Below are 17669 nucleotides of genomic sequence, written 5' to 3'. Positions count from 1 at the left end.
TGGTAATTTCGCCAGTTATTTCGCCAAGATAATGAAGAATTAAATATTTGTTGCATTTAAATGCTAATTATAGGGTATATGTATTGTAAATATGTAATCCTGTAAACTATTATACTCATTTGAATTGATTATGAGACATATAATTATCATTTTTAGTTAAAAGAGCTTAAATAAAAAAAGCTATCCATTTGGATAGCTTTTGATGTAAGTGACGTTACTTCAGGATGCTAATTTATCCTTTATATCCTTACATAAATCATATACGATTTTCCGATGAGTGCTAGTGGTTTTAGCAGCAGACACAACTGTTTCAGAAAAAACATCAACGGAAAGACAAAAGTCTGATAAAATTAAATCACCTTTTTGCGCAATTTCTTGTTCTAAAAACAATTTAATTCCCTCAGCGACTATCTGACCATTAATAGGTTTAAAAGCCTTACTCTTATTATATCTTAAAACAACTGCTCCAAGATACTTTTTCCCATTTTCTTCAATGTAAAAGATAATGTCAGGTTTAATATCCACAAATAAACCATTTAATTCAATAGATTTTTTATCTGTCGAGATTACTTTATACCCCATTTTTATAAGGTTTTGATAAAATCGCATCTTAAGAAATCGTTGTAATATTTCGATGTTCCCCAAATTGTTTTTTCTATGCCATTCTTTTGGGGCTTTCTTCTTTAACACCTCCTCAATACTTTGACTTATAAATGAGGTATCCAATTTATTTTGCAAAGCCTTTTTTATCCTATTCTTTGATAGTGTATACCAAAATGGATGATTACCTTCATATTTTTGCTTTGTAAATTTTTCTATTGTTCTTTTGCGACCATTAGGTGCATTGTGGTATTCACTCAAATGGTTAATAGATATTCTATTTTCTTCCATATTATTTATTATTCATTATCCCTTTGGAGGGAAGGGGTCTTTACCATAACTATTCTTTTGGCGAATTCTCCCATTTCGACCATGCACCAGCAATTCAGATTCTCGACTTTTAGCCATATTCTTTGCAATATTAATGGCTTCACTTTGCGTAGTAGTAACTTTTGCTGGTTTAGAACTACCTGCACTTTTTACCGCCCATTTTCCATCTTTGGGCGTAACATGAACATTACGTTTCATAAAAAAAAAGTTTAATTAGATGTTCTAGGTGAACAGAGTAGAACTACTCTGGGTAGTTATGGCAAATTGAATAACTTAAATTTGTTCAAAACAAAAAAAGAATTACTTTTGCGACACACAGTTCGGATACATGATAACTGACACAGGGGGAGGAGCCCTGGCGAACGTAATGCGTCAACATTACCTTCCTATTGGCCGTATACCCTACGGCCTTTTTTTTCCTCAGCATTCAAAAAATTAACTTTTTTTAACAACTCAAATTATGTGCCAATTTTCATATGTCAATTATCGATTACAATAAAGTAGGATTATTTAATAACAACTGACAAAATGTCGATTAGAACATTGGAATGCATGAACTTCTGAAAGGGAAAAATGTCAGACTACCTTGACAATCTGTCTTATATTGAAAGGTGAAATATTTCTGATTAATTAAACTGTAAATTTTCATCAATTAATTTGATGTTATCATTTAAACCTTTAGTATTAATCAACTTCAGAGCAGTTTCCTTAAATGCCAAAATGTACATGCAACCTAGTTCGTCCTTTTCTTTCTCACTTAAGTTATTTTTAGGAGAATTTATTCTAAAATCAATCAGAGGATTAAGTGTTAGTAATGTATTCGGGATATCAAAATAAACATCGTTGCTAAGTCCGGAAATCGTCATTATATCTCTATTTGCACGCCCTTCATTAAGCTTTACAGACTTGGTTTCAATAGATAATTTTTTTTTCGTAAGTCTAGCTTTTATTCGATCTATGTTTTTTGGGTATAAATCAGATAGTTTCTCAGGAATATAAATATATAAGGAAGGACTGTTCCCTTTTTTTAGTAGTTGAGTTATTATAGGTTCGACAAAGTTCTCGATATACCCATGAGCCAAAGCATTAGCTGTTGAAAATTTTTCAGCTTCAATTTTATTTGAATATTTGTTAATAACAAAGGTAATTGAAGGGGAGATTATACCTAATAGAATAAAAGTTCCTGCTTCAACATCGAATGATGTGTCAAGTTTGAAAAACCAAATAATTGCTAAGCCTATTGTAAATGAATACAATATTACTTGAAGAGCAATTCCAGTGTATTTTATAGACTTCATATTTTTCTAATTTAGGCGATTAAACTTATTGATAATCTCATCTCCTGAAGAAGGTACTCTACCTCATCTATTAAAGCCTTCAAAAACAAGCTCTTTTCTGAATCCTCTGTTATTTGATCCTCTTTTCTAAAAATGAATTCTTTACCGTCAAGTGATTTTAGATTGTACCTGTAGGAGAAATTGTCTGCTAGTTTTTTTAATTGCTCATACACAATGGGAACTAACTCAAGGTAACTTTTACTACTATACTTCCATGTGTCAACATCATAAATTATAGCATTAATGTCAAAACTAGATAGTTTAATTTCTTGTTCAGAATCATATTTTATAGTCTTTAAAAGCCTAATCATTCTTTTAAGCCTTCCATTTACAATATTGTCTTTCTCATTTAGGAGTTTAATTCTAAGAAAAGGATAATCCGCATCTAATTTTTTATCATAGATTGGCATTTTTCCTTTACAAAATACTTGGATAGCTCTATTGATATTGTCTCCATTTATATAATAATTTGCATCATTATACCAGCAAGCAACTACAACATCCACTTTACGTTTAGGGTTAGTTGTTTCAACCTCAATTGATTTTGGTTTTGAGGTATTCACACGGTTATATACACTACCAAGAGTCGATTCGCAATCAGTCCTCAATTCTCGAAGATCATTTAGGCCGTTCGAATATCCTCCACCTGTTAATGCTATGGTTAAGGAATTTATTTGGCTTTGTGTATATTTCGAATAAACATTGGGCTGATTTAGAGTTTTTGATATATCATTCCTATCGAAAGTGTGAAATTTTTCTGTAATTGTTAGTAAATCAATGTCGCTATAACCCCGAATATGAGTATTGGTCATGACAGATCCTTGAAATTCAAAACTTACATTAGATATTTTAGAACTTAATTGATTTTTCACCTTATTACCTGCATCAACCGTCTGTCTTGTATAGAGTTCTTCAACTCCAAACATGGCTTTTTTTATATATTGTACTGTATTATAGGGTGTGAGTTGAAGCTCATCTTTAAGAGCTTTTCGTAATTCAACTTTATCAGGGTTCATTCGGAGTTCCTGATTTTCTAAAAGAGCTTTATAATTTTTAATCATCTTTTTGATTTAAAAGAAGGAGAGTTTCCCCTTCTTCGGTTATACATTTAGTTTATCCTCTTGGAGGAAACGGATCTTTCCCATGACTATCTTTTTCACGGATTTGTCCATTTCGGCGATGAATGACAAGCTCAGATTCTTGATTTTTAGAGATTCCTCGTGCTATATCGATAGCTTCTCCTTGCGTATTAGTAACCTTAGTAGCTTTATTGTTACCAGCACCTTTTACAGCCCATTTATTTTTATGTGGGACTACATGTTGATTTTTGCCCATAGTTTCTTTATTTTTAAATAATTATTCTATTTTCGCAAACGAAATATGCGGATACAACAAGCCTGAGCAAGGTTTGAGGATTTCCTTGAAATCAATATCCGTCTGACAATAAGTGAATATCTCTGGATCTTGGCGGAACGGTGGATATTCACTTTTGTATTTTAAAGCTCTTCTTTATTTTTTTATCTATATGTTCATATGTTAGAATTTCGTAATTAGTTAATTTTCTTATTCAAATTTTTCTATTCCTAGATGTGCTTTTGAGAATGGGAAATGTTCACCGACTTCTTCGTTAAGTTTAACTTTCAATATGTCAAAAGAGTTTTTAACTGCAATATCCATTCTGCCATCGTCACAAAGTTGTCTAACCCAATCAGGTTTTTCTAAATCTTTAATTTTCTTACTATAGATTTTTAAATGTTTTTTTAAATCATTGAATGCTTGATCTGCATTTGTATATTCTTTCGTTGATTTAATAAAGTGCAATAAAAACCAATATTCTATACTTGGCATTGATTCACATATAAGCACATTAGAATCCTTTTTATATTTATGTTTAAAGTTCAAAAAGTTCTCAAGTCTTCCTTGACTTATAATCGTGTCATAATCAGTGAAAAATACAATTAACTCATAACCATCTTCTTTTAAATTGTCAATAATTTCTTCTGCTTCATATAGATTAATACAATCAAATAATGATGGTTTTATCGAATATTTATATCCTTTTATATCTTTTAGGTGCTTTAAATAATATTGTTCTGTTCTACCATCTCCTAATACAGCAACACCTCTTTTTAGCTTTCTTTTGCGTGTTATTGGTCGTCCCATCTTTTAATCTACATTAGGGATTGCTCCAAATTTACCTGTATTATAAGCTTTAAAATACGATAATTCCTTTCTTATATCGAAATCAGTCATAGAATACAAATCCGTTGATCCATTTTCATGTTTTTCAGTAAACCATATAGCATCCTTTCTTAATAAATCTTTTTCATTTAATAGAGCCATATTATGTGTGGTCATAAGTAATTGCGTATTTGAATGATCAGAACACTTCATTAAATATTCACGAACAAAATGTTTCGTTAAGTGCGAATGTAATGAGGAGTCGATCTCATCGATTCCTAAGAAAGCATTATTAGTAAACGCTTTATAAAGGGGAGCCGATAAACCATAATATCTCATTGTTCCAGCGGATTGCAGATATTCTGGGAGATAATGTTTTTCTTCTACATTTCCAATTTTAACCGTGTGTTCGAATTCAGCATGGTGATTTTGGATACCTTCATTAATTAGTTTCTTCTTCTCACTTTCTGGCATACTTGATTCTTCAAGCGCTTTAATAAAACCCTCAGGAATTTCTTCTGACTCTGTCTCAATCTCAATATTGGTAATATTGTATTGAGCATTTCTTAAAAAATTAATAGCAAAATTCTTTATTTTTTCATCTTTTTTTACCGCACTATTGGTATACCCTGTTAATCCAATATTTGGATCTATTGAATCTAATAGTTGATCACTAAACCAATTAAAAGCCTTTTCTATCTCTGTCTGAGTATAATTGACTTGACTATATCCAACGAAAAATGATACATTCTTTAAGGTCTTTGCAATTATTTCATCTTTTACAGCTTTATTTATTTTAACTTTAGAACCGTAGCTGATTTCAGACGAATCTGATATTTCATTATAAACTCTAGAAAATAATGTTGCAGGTTGTGTTCCAGGATAATAATTCAGTTTTTCTGATATTATTTTATCTGAATCCAACTCTAAAGCATATACATATTTTGTTTTATCTGCGTAAAAGGTTAACTCGAATCCTCCGTTTTTTTTCTTTTCGTTACTTAATAAAAAAGGAATAAATGATGTACCTTCATTTTTATCGGTTCTTAATTTTTCTACAATATTTTTCAAAAATTGAAACGATTCAATCAAATTACTCTTACCTGAGGCATTTGCACCGTAAACCATGCATAGTTTTAATAATCGCACACCAGGTACAATCTCAGTAATATAATAATTCTCATGTGTCGTGTCTGATGTGGCTTCAAAGCTGAATACAACCTCGTCTTTAAACGAAAGGAAATTCTTAATTTTTAGCTCTTGTATCATCTCTATATGTATTTTATGTAATTTATTTACAAATATAGCGAATTAAAAATATTTTCACAAGTATATTTGTAAATATTGTAATTTAATTACACAATAATAAAATAGAATGCAAAATTGGTAAGTGTTGAATGAAAAAGAATCTTAAGAAATAAAGGATTTTTTCCAAAATATCATTAGAATCCTGAATATATTAATTAGAATTTAAGTCTGGAGTGGGGTGGTTAATCTCTATTTACACTTTGGTTAGTTTTCTGTAAAAACAATGAATTTCAGTTGGACTTATTATTAATTCTTATTTTTCATTGTAAACCTGTAAACCAGTCTTAAAATAACCTATAGGACAGACTGTTACAGGTTTACATTGTGGTTTGTATGGTTTACATGAGTATATAACTGTCTAGTTTTCAAAGAGTGGTGGTTTACATGTATTTTTAATCCTGTACTAAAAGAAAGAAAAAAACTCTCTTGTTTATGCTGTTTATACACAAAAGAGAGTTCTCCATATATTTTAAAAGAAATATTACCACTCCTCATTACCGATAGGATCTCCCCATGATAACTCTTCATGAACATTAGAGTCATTTATACCTTCAAGTAATTCATCTAAATTATGCATAGCTTTTCTTCTTATTAAAATCATTCCTGAAATCTACTCAAAAGGAGGGATATCATCAAAACCCTCAATAATACTTTTTATACTCCTAAACTCATTGTCCTCTTCTTGCTTATCAGTCTTTGGTATTGGTTCATTATCATTTTTAAATTGAAAAGTAGTAGGACACTCATGAAATCCAGCTTGGTCGATTGGTAAAAAGAGATTGAAGAAGACTTCGCTTACTGTGGAACGTGTTGTATTTCTGTTTCTATTATACTTTCTAACATTCCAACCATTGCTTATAGCACTTTCAGATTGTTTAAGAGTACTAACAACACTTTTATTGAGAGTTTCCCTATTATTCCAATGATTTTTGGATTGATTGTATGTAGCCGTTTTTAAACAACTAAAAAACATACAATAAAACTGACTGACCGAGAAGTTCTTCACTATTTCTCTGATATGTTGCAGATGCTTGTCGGTGTACCAATACTTTATCCCGATATCTTCTACCATACAAATCACATATTCTAAACATTCGTGCGATGCAATTTTCATCCAAACCTCTCTGAGTTGTTCTTCTGAGATCTTTCCACACTGGGGATAATACAGACTATGCCATATTCCTTTTCCATCCAGCCTATCATCAACGATATTCAAAGTATATTCACACATAAATAAATCGATCGTATCTAAGTCCGATTCTGATTCAATACTTTCGCTATAATATTCAGGTATGGAGACCATATATATAAGAGAAGCATCGATTAAAAGATTTATGATTTCTTGATCGAAATACTTATTCGGAGACAACCTAAATGAGCTATTATGGAAACTGATATTCGAAAAAGAACTCTCGCTATCGGCAGCGCGAACAAAAGCTGAAAGGTAAATCAACTCCTCTTTATTGACAGCAGTCAATGGTCTTTTATTATCTGATGGACCAAACCGACTCTTTAGTAATCCAGAAACTTTCTGAGTTCTTTGCTCTTGTTCTAAGCGTGCTGCTTCATTACAATTATCACATCTACAACGCCATGAGTTTACGTGCCCACACTCAGGACAAAAAGGATTTCTAGAATATGAACTTGGTTTCGATCGCTGTACCCAAAGTTGTTTATTGCAATGAACACAATTCTCACTTGTAATCTTTGGAGGTAAGAGTTTTACCAAGCCGGAAACATAGGTGTCAATCTCAAACTCCTTTATTAAACTTTTATTGGCTTCTCCGGCTTCATATCTAAGGCAAAGCTCATTGATCTGTTCTTGAGAAAGGTGAGATAATTTTTCGTGGACTTTTAAGGTTAATGCTTTCATATAGTTTTGGGTTAGGAGTCACTTCCATCCCAAAATAAAAAGAGGCATGTCCCCTATATCATTATACCGCAGAAAGGTACGACCAAGCACCCGCAATCAGCACAACAAACAAGGGAACACACCATACCCTGGTGCGTTCACTCGTCCATTTCTCTGATTGCTTAAAATTGGTCGTTTTTTCCGCAGAGAAATTTCAGTAACGCAATATTTTCTATATGTAAAGGTAGATAAATACCTTTATCCAGCAAGATGCCCTTTCTTATCTTTATTCATTCTATTATGCTGGCAATGCCAGTTAAGCCATATGTACCATAATATCCATAAAGGCTGGTAAAAAGAGATAATTTGTACTATCCTAGATTTTATTTACTGATTGATTACTCCATGTTTAATTTTATCAAAAATTTATTCTCCTTGCTCTTCCATTGAGCAATACCACTAGTAATTAGCACAATTACAGCCATCCAAATAGTGAGGATTTTAGAACTCCAATATATAATTCCATCAATATCCCATATTTGAATAACACAATGGAAAATGAAAATAAATGCTAGGATTTGTATTGTGAAAAAGGGTATGGAAAGTAGAAGATTAAAAATTAAAATTGGCTTGGAGTTAACAGAGGCGAATATATCGAATATACTATCAACGAAATTTACAGGGAGTACATAATTGGTAAAGTCATGTTCATCTTTTTGTCGTTTAATTCCTCCAAAGTAATTGTTTAATAGTTTATATTGAATTAGAAGATTTCTATGCCTAATTGCATGAAGGCAAGATACTAAATAGCACAATGAAAAGAGTGGGGGAGTTAGAAGGGAAATTATCTCTGGATTATCAAGAGAAATTAAGCTAAGTTTTACATTTGCAATTATTTTTTGACTGAATAGAAAATAACATATTACGATTAATCCGGAAAAGATGATGAATTTCCACATTTTAGAATTTGAATCAGATATTCCAGATTTAACTTGGTCATAATAATCTTTCAAAAATTCTTTATTTTCAGATTTAATTATTGAGAGTAAATTTTCAATATTCATTTTGTTTGGTTGAAAGTGATCTTTTGTTTTTATAAAAAAATAGAGAAGTGCTTCAAAGTTAAAAGGACAAACCATTTAATGTCTGTATACCAAGCTATATTACCAACATAAGTCTATAGATTAATTCCTCTCACTCTTTTGTCGTACAATTCATTAAACCAAAGTCGTTTAAACATTGTATTGGCACGGTCTTCGGAAAGTTTGTTGTAAAATTCAAGTTTGGTATTAATGAAGTTTAGTAACTCTCCATCAATTTCTTCGTTGAATTTTTCCTGAATATTATCTTTGGTATTATGTGTGTTGAAGAAACTCATTAACTCCTCATTGGAATAGATACTATTTTTCATATTCTCAAAATCCACCCTGTCATCATCGGTTAAATCTAAACCAAATGTTTCGTTAAGAATTTTTATAATGTGGGTTAATAGGTCATATTCTTCTTCTTGTTTTTGACCTCCGCCGCCAGGTGTCATTCCTTCCATTTCTCCATCACCTGAAGTTAATTCGAGGTCGGTGGTATATTTGTGCTGAATTTTATAACTGTGTAGCTCAATTTCGCCCAATACATCTAAGGGCAAACCTGATTTGACATATGGCAACTTCTTTATCAGTGCGGTTAGGAAAACGTAATACTTCTCCAATTCTACATCAGTAAAAGTGATAATACCACTTAAAAAGCGATAGAGTTTAACAAATGATTTTGCATCTCCTTTAAAGGCAGTTTGCTGGTCTTCATCTAATTCATCTAAATACCTACGACAAACCTCATTTAAAATGGGCTGTAATTTCTCGTAGTTGTCACCTTTACGGAAAAATATTTTGGCAAAAGCATCAATCTCGTTTTCGTACAACAAGTTGTAGGCATCTATTTTGTTTTGAACATCATACAAAGCATTTGGGTCGGTTTGATGTTCTTCTTCCATATAGTTTTTACCATAGAACTTTTGAAAATCTTCCTGAACCATTTCCGGGTCGTTTACAAAATCAAGTACCATGGTTGAGTCTTTCCCTATTGTAGTTCTATTTAAGCGACTGAGTGTTTGAACTGTATTTGTTCCACCTAATTTTTTATCCACAAACATGGTGTGTAATAAAGGCTCATCGAAACCAGTCTGGAATTTATTGGCAACAATTAATAAGCGAAACTTTGGCAACTTTAATGCCTCTGGAATACTTATTTTACCTTGAAGGCTATTCATGTTAACCTCGGTGTAATCTTCACCTGTTTCATCGTCACGGACAGTACCCGAGAATGCCACCAGAGCACTATAAGGTAATTTCATGTCTCGCATGATGTCGTCGAACTTTCGTTTAAAGCGAACAGCATGTAATCGTGAACGAGTAACTAGCATTCCACGTGCTTTCCCTTGAATTTCATTTTGCGTTTGTGCCACAAAATGTTCTATCATTATTCTGGCTTTTTTCTCAATGGCATGGTCTTGTAAATCGACATACGAACCCAATAACTGCACTGTTTTTTTCTTCTCGTATTCTTTATCGGGTATTTCGCTACGCTTTACAATTTTGTAATATCGTTTAAACGAAGTGTAGTTCTTTAGTACATCAAGGATAAAACCCTCTTTAATGGCTTGCTCCATCGAATAAATATCAAAGGGTTCTTTCTTACCATTTTCCTGAACAGTACCAAATAGCTCTAAAGTTTTTGGCTTTGGCGTAGCTGTAAAGGCAAAAAAGGAAATGTTTTTTTGTACTCCTTTGCTTTTTATTTCATCCGCAATAATTTCATCTAAATCTTTATGTTTTGATTCCAGCTCTTCGGCAACTTCCAAAGAAAGAGATTTGCGCAGATGACCTGCTGCATCACCCGATTGAGAACTGTGTGCCTCGTCAATAATAACGGCATACTTTTTATTGGGCAATTTGGCAATGGTGTCGGAAATAACAGGGAATTTTTGAAGAGTTGTTACAATGATACGTTTCCCGTCAATGATAGCCTGTTTTAAATCCTGACTTGTTTTCCTTTCATCGATGTATGCAACGACACCGGGCGTATCGTCTAATTGGCGTATGTTTTCTTGAATTTGTTTATCTAAAACTCTACGGTCGGTAACAATAATGGTTGAATCGAACAGGGCTTTATTATCGGTGTAGTTTTGATAAAAACCTGATAAACGGTAAGCCAACCATGTGATACTGTTTGATTTTCCTGAACCTGCTGAGTGCTGCCCCAAATATTTACCTCCAACCCCTTCTTTCTTAACCGCATCGATCATACGGTTAACAATTCTGCGTTGATGGAAGCGTGGAAATAAAAGCTTGGTCGATGTTTTTTGCTTTAATGCTTTTATTTTTTCATCGTAGAAAGTATCCTTATCGGTCTGAACACTAATAAAGTTTTGAATTAAGTCCAATAAAGAATCTTTACGCAAAATATCTTCCCATAGATAAGAAGTGGCAAAGCCATCTACGTTACTATTTTCCAAATCTTGATTAAAAGGCAGGAAAAAAGTGGAATCTCCTTTTAATTGGGTAGTCATAAACACCTTTTCTGTACCTACTGCAAAATGTACTAGACAGCGTTTAAATTCAAGGAAAGCTTCTCCTTTCGAATTGCGGTCTTTCATATATTGCTTTATGGCATTGTGGTGGTTTTGCCCCGTTAGAGCATTCTTTAGCTCCATAGTAACTACCGGAATACCATTTATAAAAAGGACAATATCAATTTCGTTTGTGTTTCTGTTGGAGTATTGTAATTGGCGAACAATGGCTAAACGATTCTTTTTATACCAGGCTTCGTGCTCAGGTGTTTTGTTATTAGCGGGTTGAAAATATAGCAAATCAAAATAAACTCCCTTTATTTTTGTTTTATTTCGTAATACACCAAGTGTTTTATTTGTTATCGAATTACTAAGGTTTTTAGAAACACTATTTACAATAGCTTTATCTACATTTTCACCTTCATGTTCTTTTAACGCTTCATATTTTTCGAGCTGTGTATCTTTTACAAAAGCAATAATCTCGCTTGGGATTACACATAATTCTTTATTGTACTCCGATGGAGAAACAACATGGTATTCCTTTACCTCATTTACAAGATAATTTTCGATATGTGCTTCAAAGTGTATTTCGGATGTTCCTGTTGCCATACGCTAATTATTAATTGTTTGCTTCCAGTCTCTTAAATCAATTTTTCCCGTTACTGCTTCCGAAATAATGGATTGACGGTAGAGTTTAAGTTTCTCGATAGAGCTTTCACTTTTAAAAATAAGCTCATCAAATAAACTATTCTTTTCTTCAATATATTTAATTATCTCATCTTGCTCAATGATAGGTGGTAATAACATTTGATATTTCCCAACCGCTTCTTGAGTAATTCCAAAAAATGTTGTGCCAGTTTTATGAAGGTCGATGTGCTCTTGGAATAAATCAGTCATTAATTGATAGTATAAAAACTTTGGTAAATAAGTACCGTCCAAACACCTTAATACTAACAAATGACTATTTAGACTTGCTTGACCTGGCAAATAATCAACATATAATAGCTTCCCAATAGTGCCATCTTTAGTCATTAATACATCACCTTTCTTTAGTTGTATTTCTGGCGCCTGCTCATATCTCTCTTGTGTGATATGATAAACTTCTTCCCATCTAATAATTCCATCTTTAAAATTCATGCCAGTTATTAAATATGGACCTTCATCAATAAATTCCTCTTGCTTTAATCCCTGCCAACCTATGCGCCCTTTCATATAGGTATTTCGTTTCATTTTGTTAAATACCCAATGCTCTGGTATTTCTCCCATCCACTCAATACCACTATTCTTCATTGGCGTAACAGGGTTTAAGCCTTTGGTAACAGCCTCGTTAATAATTGCCTGACGTTGTCGTTTTAGCTTTTCAATGAGTAGCTCTTTTTTTTCTATTAGGGTGTCGATTTGGGTGGTAAGGTGTTCGAGGTAATTAATGATTGTTTTTTGTTCAGAAGAACTTGGCGCAGGGATATATAATTGTCTTATTAGGTCTTGACTAATATTTGGTTGTCCACCACCATAAGATTTAGAGATGATATATTCGCGTGCAGCTAAGAAGTAATAGAATAGGAATCGTTGAGATATTTTGACACTTTCTGAAATTACACAACATGCCTGATTAGTTGTTGTAGGCATTTTTAAATGACCAAGTTTACCAATGGTAGCTCCATATAAAGCAATTACTATACTATCAACAGGGTATTCCTTTAATGTTGAATGGTCTTTAAGTGCAAGTTGTGTGATTTTTTTTGACGTCTCATTAATATATGAATCATTCAAATCTCCTGTATTTAACCAGTTTGTTTGACCATTTTCATAATATTCTGGATTGGTTGATTTTGGAGTAGTTCCACTACCAATATTTGAGAATGACCTTCCGAGTTTTAGAGTATTCCAATTTTCAGGAATCTCACTAATCCAATCAATACTACATTTTTTATATTTATCGTATTTTTTCATTATCCCAACAGGTCGTTTATTAGGTCAATAATTCCTTTTTCCTTGGTTTCTGGATTACCCTTTTCAAGTAATCTAATTTCATCCGCAATAACTTCAGATGAATCTAAACCTTTAAATTGATAGAAATACTTAGTAAAGTTGATTTCGTATCCAATGCGGGTTTTATCAAAATCAATCCAGGCATCAGGAACATGTGGTAATACTTCTCTTTCGAAATACCCTTCAATGTCATCTGTTAAGGGTACACTTTCTTTGTCACGCTTTTTACTGTCAGGTTTTGGATTGCTTTTTTTATCGGTTTGTATCTTTCCTTTCTTATCCACTAAGGGTTGTTCAATGGTTAACAGGTAATAACCAAAATGGTCGTTATCGTATATTTTGCAATAGTCGCCTTCCTCGAAATTGTTATAGATGTCGGTAACATTGGCGATGAATTGCTCTTCCATGTTGTTACGTTTGTTGCCCAAACTTTTTTTCATGGGGTTGGCAAAAATATACTCTACCTTTTTACTGCCGTTGGTTCCCTTTTCGATATTGGCAGCAGCATTTATTAATTGCACTTTGCCTTTGCGGTGTGGTGCTTTTTTGTTGGTGATAAACCAGATGAAAGTATTAATGCCCGTGTTGTAAAAAAGGTCTTTGGGTAAAGCAACAATACACTCTAACCAGTCGTTTTCAATAATCCATTTGCGTATATCGCTTTCACCACTACCGGCATCACCAGTAAATAGGGGAGAACCATTGGTAACTACTCCAATCCGACTGCCTTCACGCTCCATTTTAGAAATCATATGCTGCACAAATAACAACTGACCATCGCTGGTACGTGGCAATCCGGCATAAAAACGCCCAGCAGGGTTTAAGGCTTCGTTTTGAATGTATTTTTGGTCTTTCTTCCATGTAACACCGTAAGGTGGATTTGCCATCATATAATGGAAATGCTTACCAACAAACTGGTCGTCGGAAAATGAATTACCATATTTAATATTGTTGGCTTCTTCGCCTGTAATTAGTGCTTCTGATTTGGCAATGGCAAAAGATTGTTCATTGATTTCTTGCCCGTAGGTTTTAATGGTAGGTTTTTGAGTAGTATCGCCAAACATCACTTCTTCGATGTATTTTTTACCCAAGTTAACCATACCACCCGTACCACAAGCAGGGTCATAAATTGTACGGATAATTCCGGGTTGAGTTAATTCTTCTTTCTCAGGTGCAAAAACAATGGCATTCATCAGGGCAATTACATCGCGAGGTGTAAAGTGTTCCCCGGCGGTTTCGTTGCTTTGTTCGTTTGATATACGAATCAGTTCCTCAAAAACATATCCCATACCATGATTGTCAATCTTATCGGTGTTTAGGTTCACCTTACAGATGGCATCAATCATTTCGTACAACAACTTGTTTTTAATTAAACGAGCTACTATTTTATCGAATTGGAAGTTTTCCAGAATATCCCTTACATCAGGGTTAAAACCATTCAAATAATTGTTGAAGTTAATTTCAATATTCCGTGGGTCGTCTTTCAATGAAATTAATGTATGCTTTGATGTATTGTAGAATTTTAATCCACCAGCAGCCTTGCGTAAAATAGGGTCGAGTTTATCTTCTGCTACCTTATCCTGAAAATTGTTGTAAGATGTACGAACCTTTTCATTAACAGCTTCTAAAATGCAATCTAAACGCCTAATAACTACAAAGGGTAACAGCACATCGCCAATTTCATTTTTCTTGAAAGCATTCCAAAGGACATCATTGGTGATTTGCCAAATGAATCCTACTTCCACTTTGCTGTTATTGTTATTTACTTCGTTGCTCATATTTTGATTCGATTTCTTTTGTTTCGTTGACAATGCAAATATAGTTTTAATGTGTGCAATGGAGGCGCATAGGTTAATTTAATAGGCGATTAGTTATCACTGTTGATTCATCACCATTGAGGAACAGCCTATAGTACCTATCGTTCTGACCTTGTTTGTTTAATTGTTTTTCAGCTTCTGTTTTAATTTCCATCAGTCTATTAAATAGCTTATTACGCTTTTTTATAGATATTATTCCAGTCTGTTCTTTTAAAAGTGAATGATAATGAGCTTGTAAATTAAAATCATTGTCATTCTTGATTTTTTCTGGATTAATAATTGAAAATATTGCAAAACCATGTTCAGAATTACCAAAATGATAATTTTTTAAGATACGACGTTGATGCGTATGTTTAAAAATAACTGTTGAGCTATGAACCAATAAAACCTCAATGTTTATGTAGTATTCTCTTAATTGTACGATATGTTTTGTTAGGTCTTTGATTACTCTATCCCTAATGTTAGGCTTTAGTTGAAAATTCCTTGAGTTTTCTGTAACAAACAAAATTTCGTATGGAGCATCCAGTGTTGTAGGCAGGATAGTATCAAAATATCTTATCATGTTATCAATACCAAGGTTTAGGCTTTTCTCTTCATTTGAAAATAGATTTCTATCAACTATAATAGTACTATTAGATTTTTCCGATTTGAAGGAGTCTAATACAAACTGAAAACCTTTTAGTTTACCTGCTGGACATTGAATTGTCTCATTTTCTTCGAAATCAAAATCTATTTCAAAGTCCTGAATATCGACAAGGTTTTGAGCGGAATATATTTGTATACCATACTTCATGCTTAATTCATTTGCCTTTTCTTCAGAAACATCTAATATGAATATACCATAAGGTTCATCAATCATCAATTCTTCATTATTGGCATATTGGAACTGGGCACCCAATGCTTCAGGCCTTTTAGCTGCATCATTTTCGTGATACCACATAAATAGAATACTTTCTTCATCGTCATCACCATCCAGTGCAGTAACTAAACTAGCTTGGTCGATGTTTAAATAAATATTCGCCTGATTACCGATAACTTTTTGCCAATTTGGGTAATTGTCGGAGACGTATATGTCTTCTATTGCTGAAACTTCTGAAAATATCTTTAGCATACTACTTTCTGTTTAATTTCAACATTTCTTTGGTAGAATCCGTTGCAACATTGGTAAAGCCTTTAGCAAAACTCCTGTCAAACTTACCTTCATCGGTATAATTCATTGGGTACGGACCTTCTGAAAGGTGGAAATAGTATACTTTAAAAGGATTCGGATTTAGTTCTTGGTCGATAAACAAGCCCTTCTTCAAACCTATTACCTGTGTTCTGCGAATAATATACTCCGAATGGGTTTCTATGATAAATTTGATTCCGTATTTGTCATTTATTTCAAAGAAGAAATCTGCAAGTTCGCTTTGTAAAGATGGATGTAAGTTTAATTCGGGTTCTTCTACAATAAGATTAATGCCTTTAGTTTCTTTCTTATAAATGCGAATCATTGTCGCAATTCTAAACAGTAATTGCATTAATTGAAGTGACCCCATTCCCATATCAGCAAGATGAGTTTTTACTTTACCATTGACAATGTAACATTCATAAGCTTCACCGGAAATAAATTCAATTTCAAAAGAATTTCCAATATTAAACTCTTTCATCCAATATTCAATGAAAAGATATTCAGGGTCACCCGGTTGAATTTTTAATTGGTAAAACTGATGAATTGCCTGTGCTAGAGCGTTTTCTTTATCACGTAGGTTAAAGAGTGCAGATTGTTTAGATGGATTTGCACCTAAATAGAAGACTTTTTTAGTATTGAGAAGATGAACAAGGTTTGTTATTGAATCTTTAATATTGTTTTTTTCACCATCGATGCCGTTAATTTGTTCGAACTGCTCATTTTCTTCATCTGTTAACGTCGAGGTTTCTTCACGTTTTCCAATATAAAATACTCTTAAATCATAGTTTCTGGATAGAAAATCGCTTACTATTTCTTCAAATATACTCTCCTCGGTTGAAGTTGTTGAGAAGTCTTTTAAAGGATATTCCAGTCTATATTCTACATCGGTACTGTCATCCTCAATTGTACGGGAATCAAGTTCATCCAGTTTTTTATTTAGTGTATTTATAATATTAATAAGACTTAAACCTTCTCTTGATGTTTTACTTAATCCATCAAGCTCCTTTTTTTGTTGAGCAATTTTTTTTCGTAGCTCTTTCTTAACCGTTCCAACATCAAATGTTTCACTTGTTTTTTGTGTCTCTTTTGAAATACGAACTGTCTTTGTTAAATAATCAATTACTAATTCAAGTGAGATGCTTGTATCTCGAATGATAATTTTACTTACATCGGCAAAAGTCCATTTATCTTCACCGTTTATTGAAATTTCAATTTGATAGTTTTCAAGCTCAAAGGAGAAATCAATAGTTGGTTCGTTTTGAAGTTTGCATTTTGCTCTTTCAAAAGTTACGATGTTTGCATCGTTAAGGGATTCATTGGCAAATGAAAAAGTCTCTCCTTGTTGGTTTCGTAAATAATCAAGAACCAGTAGCAGGGCTTTTACTAATGTTGATTTCCCAGAATTATTCTTACCAACCATCAATGTAATTTCGCCTAATTCAAGGGGGGCAAGTTCAACAAAACGCCTAAAGTTTTTAAATCCTATTTTTTTCATACTGCAATATTATTAGCTACCTGT

General features: G+C 32.9%; 14 protein-coding genes. All 14 read right to left on the bottom strand.

The features are described from left to right. Nucleotides 1–219: 219 nt before the first annotated feature. The gene (locus ACHZAX_RS09555) at nucleotides 220–891 is read right to left on the bottom strand and encodes a hypothetical protein (RefSeq protein ID WP_320018935.1); all 672 of its coding nucleotides are present in this window, start codon (nucleotides 889–891) and stop codon (nucleotides 220–222) included. 15 nt (nucleotides 892–906) lie between these two features. Further along, nucleotides 907–1128 carry a DUF2188 domain-containing protein gene (locus ACHZAX_RS09550; RefSeq protein WP_320018934.1) on the bottom strand — a complete coding sequence of 74 codons (222 nt, stop codon included), beginning with the start codon at nucleotides 1126–1128 and terminating at the stop codon, nucleotides 907–909. Between the two features lie 428 nt (nucleotides 1129–1556). Next, complete coding sequence (locus ACHZAX_RS09545) at nucleotides 1557–2228, bottom strand: STING domain-containing protein (RefSeq protein ID WP_320018933.1); 672 nt, start codon at nucleotides 2226–2228, stop codon at nucleotides 1557–1559. Nucleotides 2229–2239: 11 nt separating this feature from the next. Then, the gene (locus ACHZAX_RS09540; protein WP_320018932.1) at nucleotides 2240–3328 is read right to left on the bottom strand and encodes a hypothetical protein; all 1089 of its coding nucleotides are present in this window, start codon (nucleotides 3326–3328) and stop codon (nucleotides 2240–2242) included. Nucleotides 3329–3380: 52 nt separating this feature from the next. After that, entirely contained in the window at nucleotides 3381–3602 is a 222-nt protein-coding gene (locus tag ACHZAX_RS09535; RefSeq protein ID WP_320018931.1) for a DUF2188 domain-containing protein, read from the bottom strand. Between the two features lie 228 nt (nucleotides 3603–3830). Beyond that, nucleotides 3831–4430 carry an RloB domain-containing protein gene (locus tag ACHZAX_RS09530; RefSeq protein WP_320018930.1) on the bottom strand — a complete coding sequence of 200 codons (600 nt, stop codon included), beginning with the start codon at nucleotides 4428–4430 and terminating at the stop codon, nucleotides 3831–3833. Nucleotides 4431–4433: 3 nt separating this feature from the next. Continuing rightward, on the bottom strand, nucleotides 4434–5717 hold the full coding sequence (locus ACHZAX_RS09525; protein ID WP_320018929.1) for an AAA family ATPase: 1284 nt from the start codon (nucleotides 5715–5717) through the stop codon (nucleotides 4434–4436). A 649-nt stretch (nucleotides 5718–6366) separates the two neighbouring features. Next, the gene (locus ACHZAX_RS09520; RefSeq protein WP_320018928.1) at nucleotides 6367–7629 is read right to left on the bottom strand and encodes a hypothetical protein; all 1263 of its coding nucleotides are present in this window, start codon (nucleotides 7627–7629) and stop codon (nucleotides 6367–6369) included. A 377-nt stretch (nucleotides 7630–8006) separates the two neighbouring features. Continuing rightward, nucleotides 8007–8672, bottom strand: coding sequence for a hypothetical protein (locus tag ACHZAX_RS09515; RefSeq protein ID WP_320018927.1), 666 nt, complete (start codon nucleotides 8670–8672; stop codon nucleotides 8007–8009). Nucleotides 8673–8785: 113 nt separating this feature from the next. Then, the gene (locus ACHZAX_RS09510; protein WP_320018926.1) at nucleotides 8786–11779 is read right to left on the bottom strand and encodes a type I restriction endonuclease subunit R; all 2994 of its coding nucleotides are present in this window, start codon (nucleotides 11777–11779) and stop codon (nucleotides 8786–8788) included. Nucleotides 11780–11782: 3 nt separating this feature from the next. Next, nucleotides 11783–13123, bottom strand: a complete 1341-nt coding sequence (locus tag ACHZAX_RS09505; protein WP_320018925.1) for a restriction endonuclease subunit S — start codon at nucleotides 13121–13123, stop codon at nucleotides 11783–11785. Continuing rightward, on the bottom strand, nucleotides 13123–14940 hold the full coding sequence (locus tag ACHZAX_RS09500) for a type I restriction-modification system subunit M (protein ID WP_320018924.1): 1818 nt from the start codon (nucleotides 14938–14940) through the stop codon (nucleotides 13123–13125). Before ACHZAX_RS09500 ends, ACHZAX_RS09505 begins: the two co-directional genes overlap by 1 nt. A gap of 73 nt (nucleotides 14941–15013) precedes the next feature. Then, on the bottom strand, nucleotides 15014–16090 hold the full coding sequence (locus ACHZAX_RS09495; RefSeq protein ID WP_320018923.1) for a hypothetical protein: 1077 nt from the start codon (nucleotides 16088–16090) through the stop codon (nucleotides 15014–15016). A 1-nt stretch (nucleotide 16091) separates the two neighbouring features. Further along, a complete protein-coding gene (locus tag ACHZAX_RS09490) occupies nucleotides 16092–17645 on the bottom strand; it encodes an AAA family ATPase (RefSeq protein WP_320018922.1) in 1554 nt (517 codons plus the stop codon). Nucleotides 17646–17669: the final 24 nt, after the last annotated feature.

Source organism: Labilibaculum manganireducens, from assembly GCF_963665805.2.
Taxonomy (GTDB): Bacteria; Bacteroidota; Bacteroidia; order Bacteroidales; family Marinifilaceae; genus Labilibaculum; species Labilibaculum manganireducens.
Note: the sequence above shows the minus strand (reverse complement) of the source record. Positions and strands in the feature narration are given on the sequence as shown.

What these genes read in the sequence shown, in the direction of transcription:
- ACHZAX_RS09555 (WP_320018935.1), bottom strand. Translation starts at nt 891, where the DNA reads ATGGAAGAAAATAGAATATCTATTAACCATTTGAGTGAATACCACAAT.
- ACHZAX_RS09550 (WP_320018934.1), bottom strand. Translation starts at nt 1,128, where the DNA reads ATGAAACGTAATGTTCATGTTACGCCCAAAGATGGAAAATGGGCGGTA.
- ACHZAX_RS09545 (WP_320018933.1), bottom strand. Translation starts at nt 2,228, where the DNA reads ATGAAGTCTATAAAATACACTGGAATTGCTCTTCAAGTAATATTGTAT.
- ACHZAX_RS09540 (WP_320018932.1), bottom strand. Translation starts at nt 3,328, where the DNA reads ATGATTAAAAATTATAAAGCTCTTTTAGAAAATCAGGAACTCCGAATG.
- ACHZAX_RS09535 (WP_320018931.1), bottom strand. Translation starts at nt 3,602, where the DNA reads ATGGGCAAAAATCAACATGTAGTCCCACATAAAAATAAATGGGCTGTA.
- ACHZAX_RS09530 (WP_320018930.1), bottom strand. Translation starts at nt 4,430, where the DNA reads ATGGGACGACCAATAACACGCAAAAGAAAGCTAAAAAGAGGTGTTGCT.
- ACHZAX_RS09525 (WP_320018929.1), bottom strand. Translation starts at nt 5,717, where the DNA reads ATGATACAAGAGCTAAAAATTAAGAATTTCCTTTCGTTTAAAGACGAG.
- ACHZAX_RS09520 (WP_320018928.1), bottom strand. Translation starts at nt 7,629, where the DNA reads ATGAAAGCATTAACCTTAAAAGTCCACGAAAAATTATCTCACCTTTCT.
- ACHZAX_RS09515 (WP_320018927.1), bottom strand. Translation starts at nt 8,672, where the DNA reads ATGAATATTGAAAATTTACTCTCAATAATTAAATCTGAAAATAAAGAA.
- ACHZAX_RS09510 (WP_320018926.1), bottom strand. Translation starts at nt 11,779, where the DNA reads ATGGCAACAGGAACATCCGAAATACACTTTGAAGCACATATCGAAAAT.
- ACHZAX_RS09505 (WP_320018925.1), bottom strand. Translation starts at nt 13,123, where the DNA reads ATGAAAAAATACGATAAATATAAAAAATGTAGTATTGATTGGATTAGT.
- ACHZAX_RS09500 (WP_320018924.1), bottom strand. Translation starts at nt 14,940, where the DNA reads ATGAGCAACGAAGTAAATAACAATAACAGCAAAGTGGAAGTAGGATTC.
- ACHZAX_RS09495 (WP_320018923.1), bottom strand. Translation starts at nt 16,090, where the DNA reads ATGCTAAAGATATTTTCAGAAGTTTCAGCAATAGAAGACATATACGTC.
- ACHZAX_RS09490 (WP_320018922.1), bottom strand. Translation starts at nt 17,645, where the DNA reads ATGAAAAAAATAGGATTTAAAAACTTTAGGCGTTTTGTTGAACTTGCC.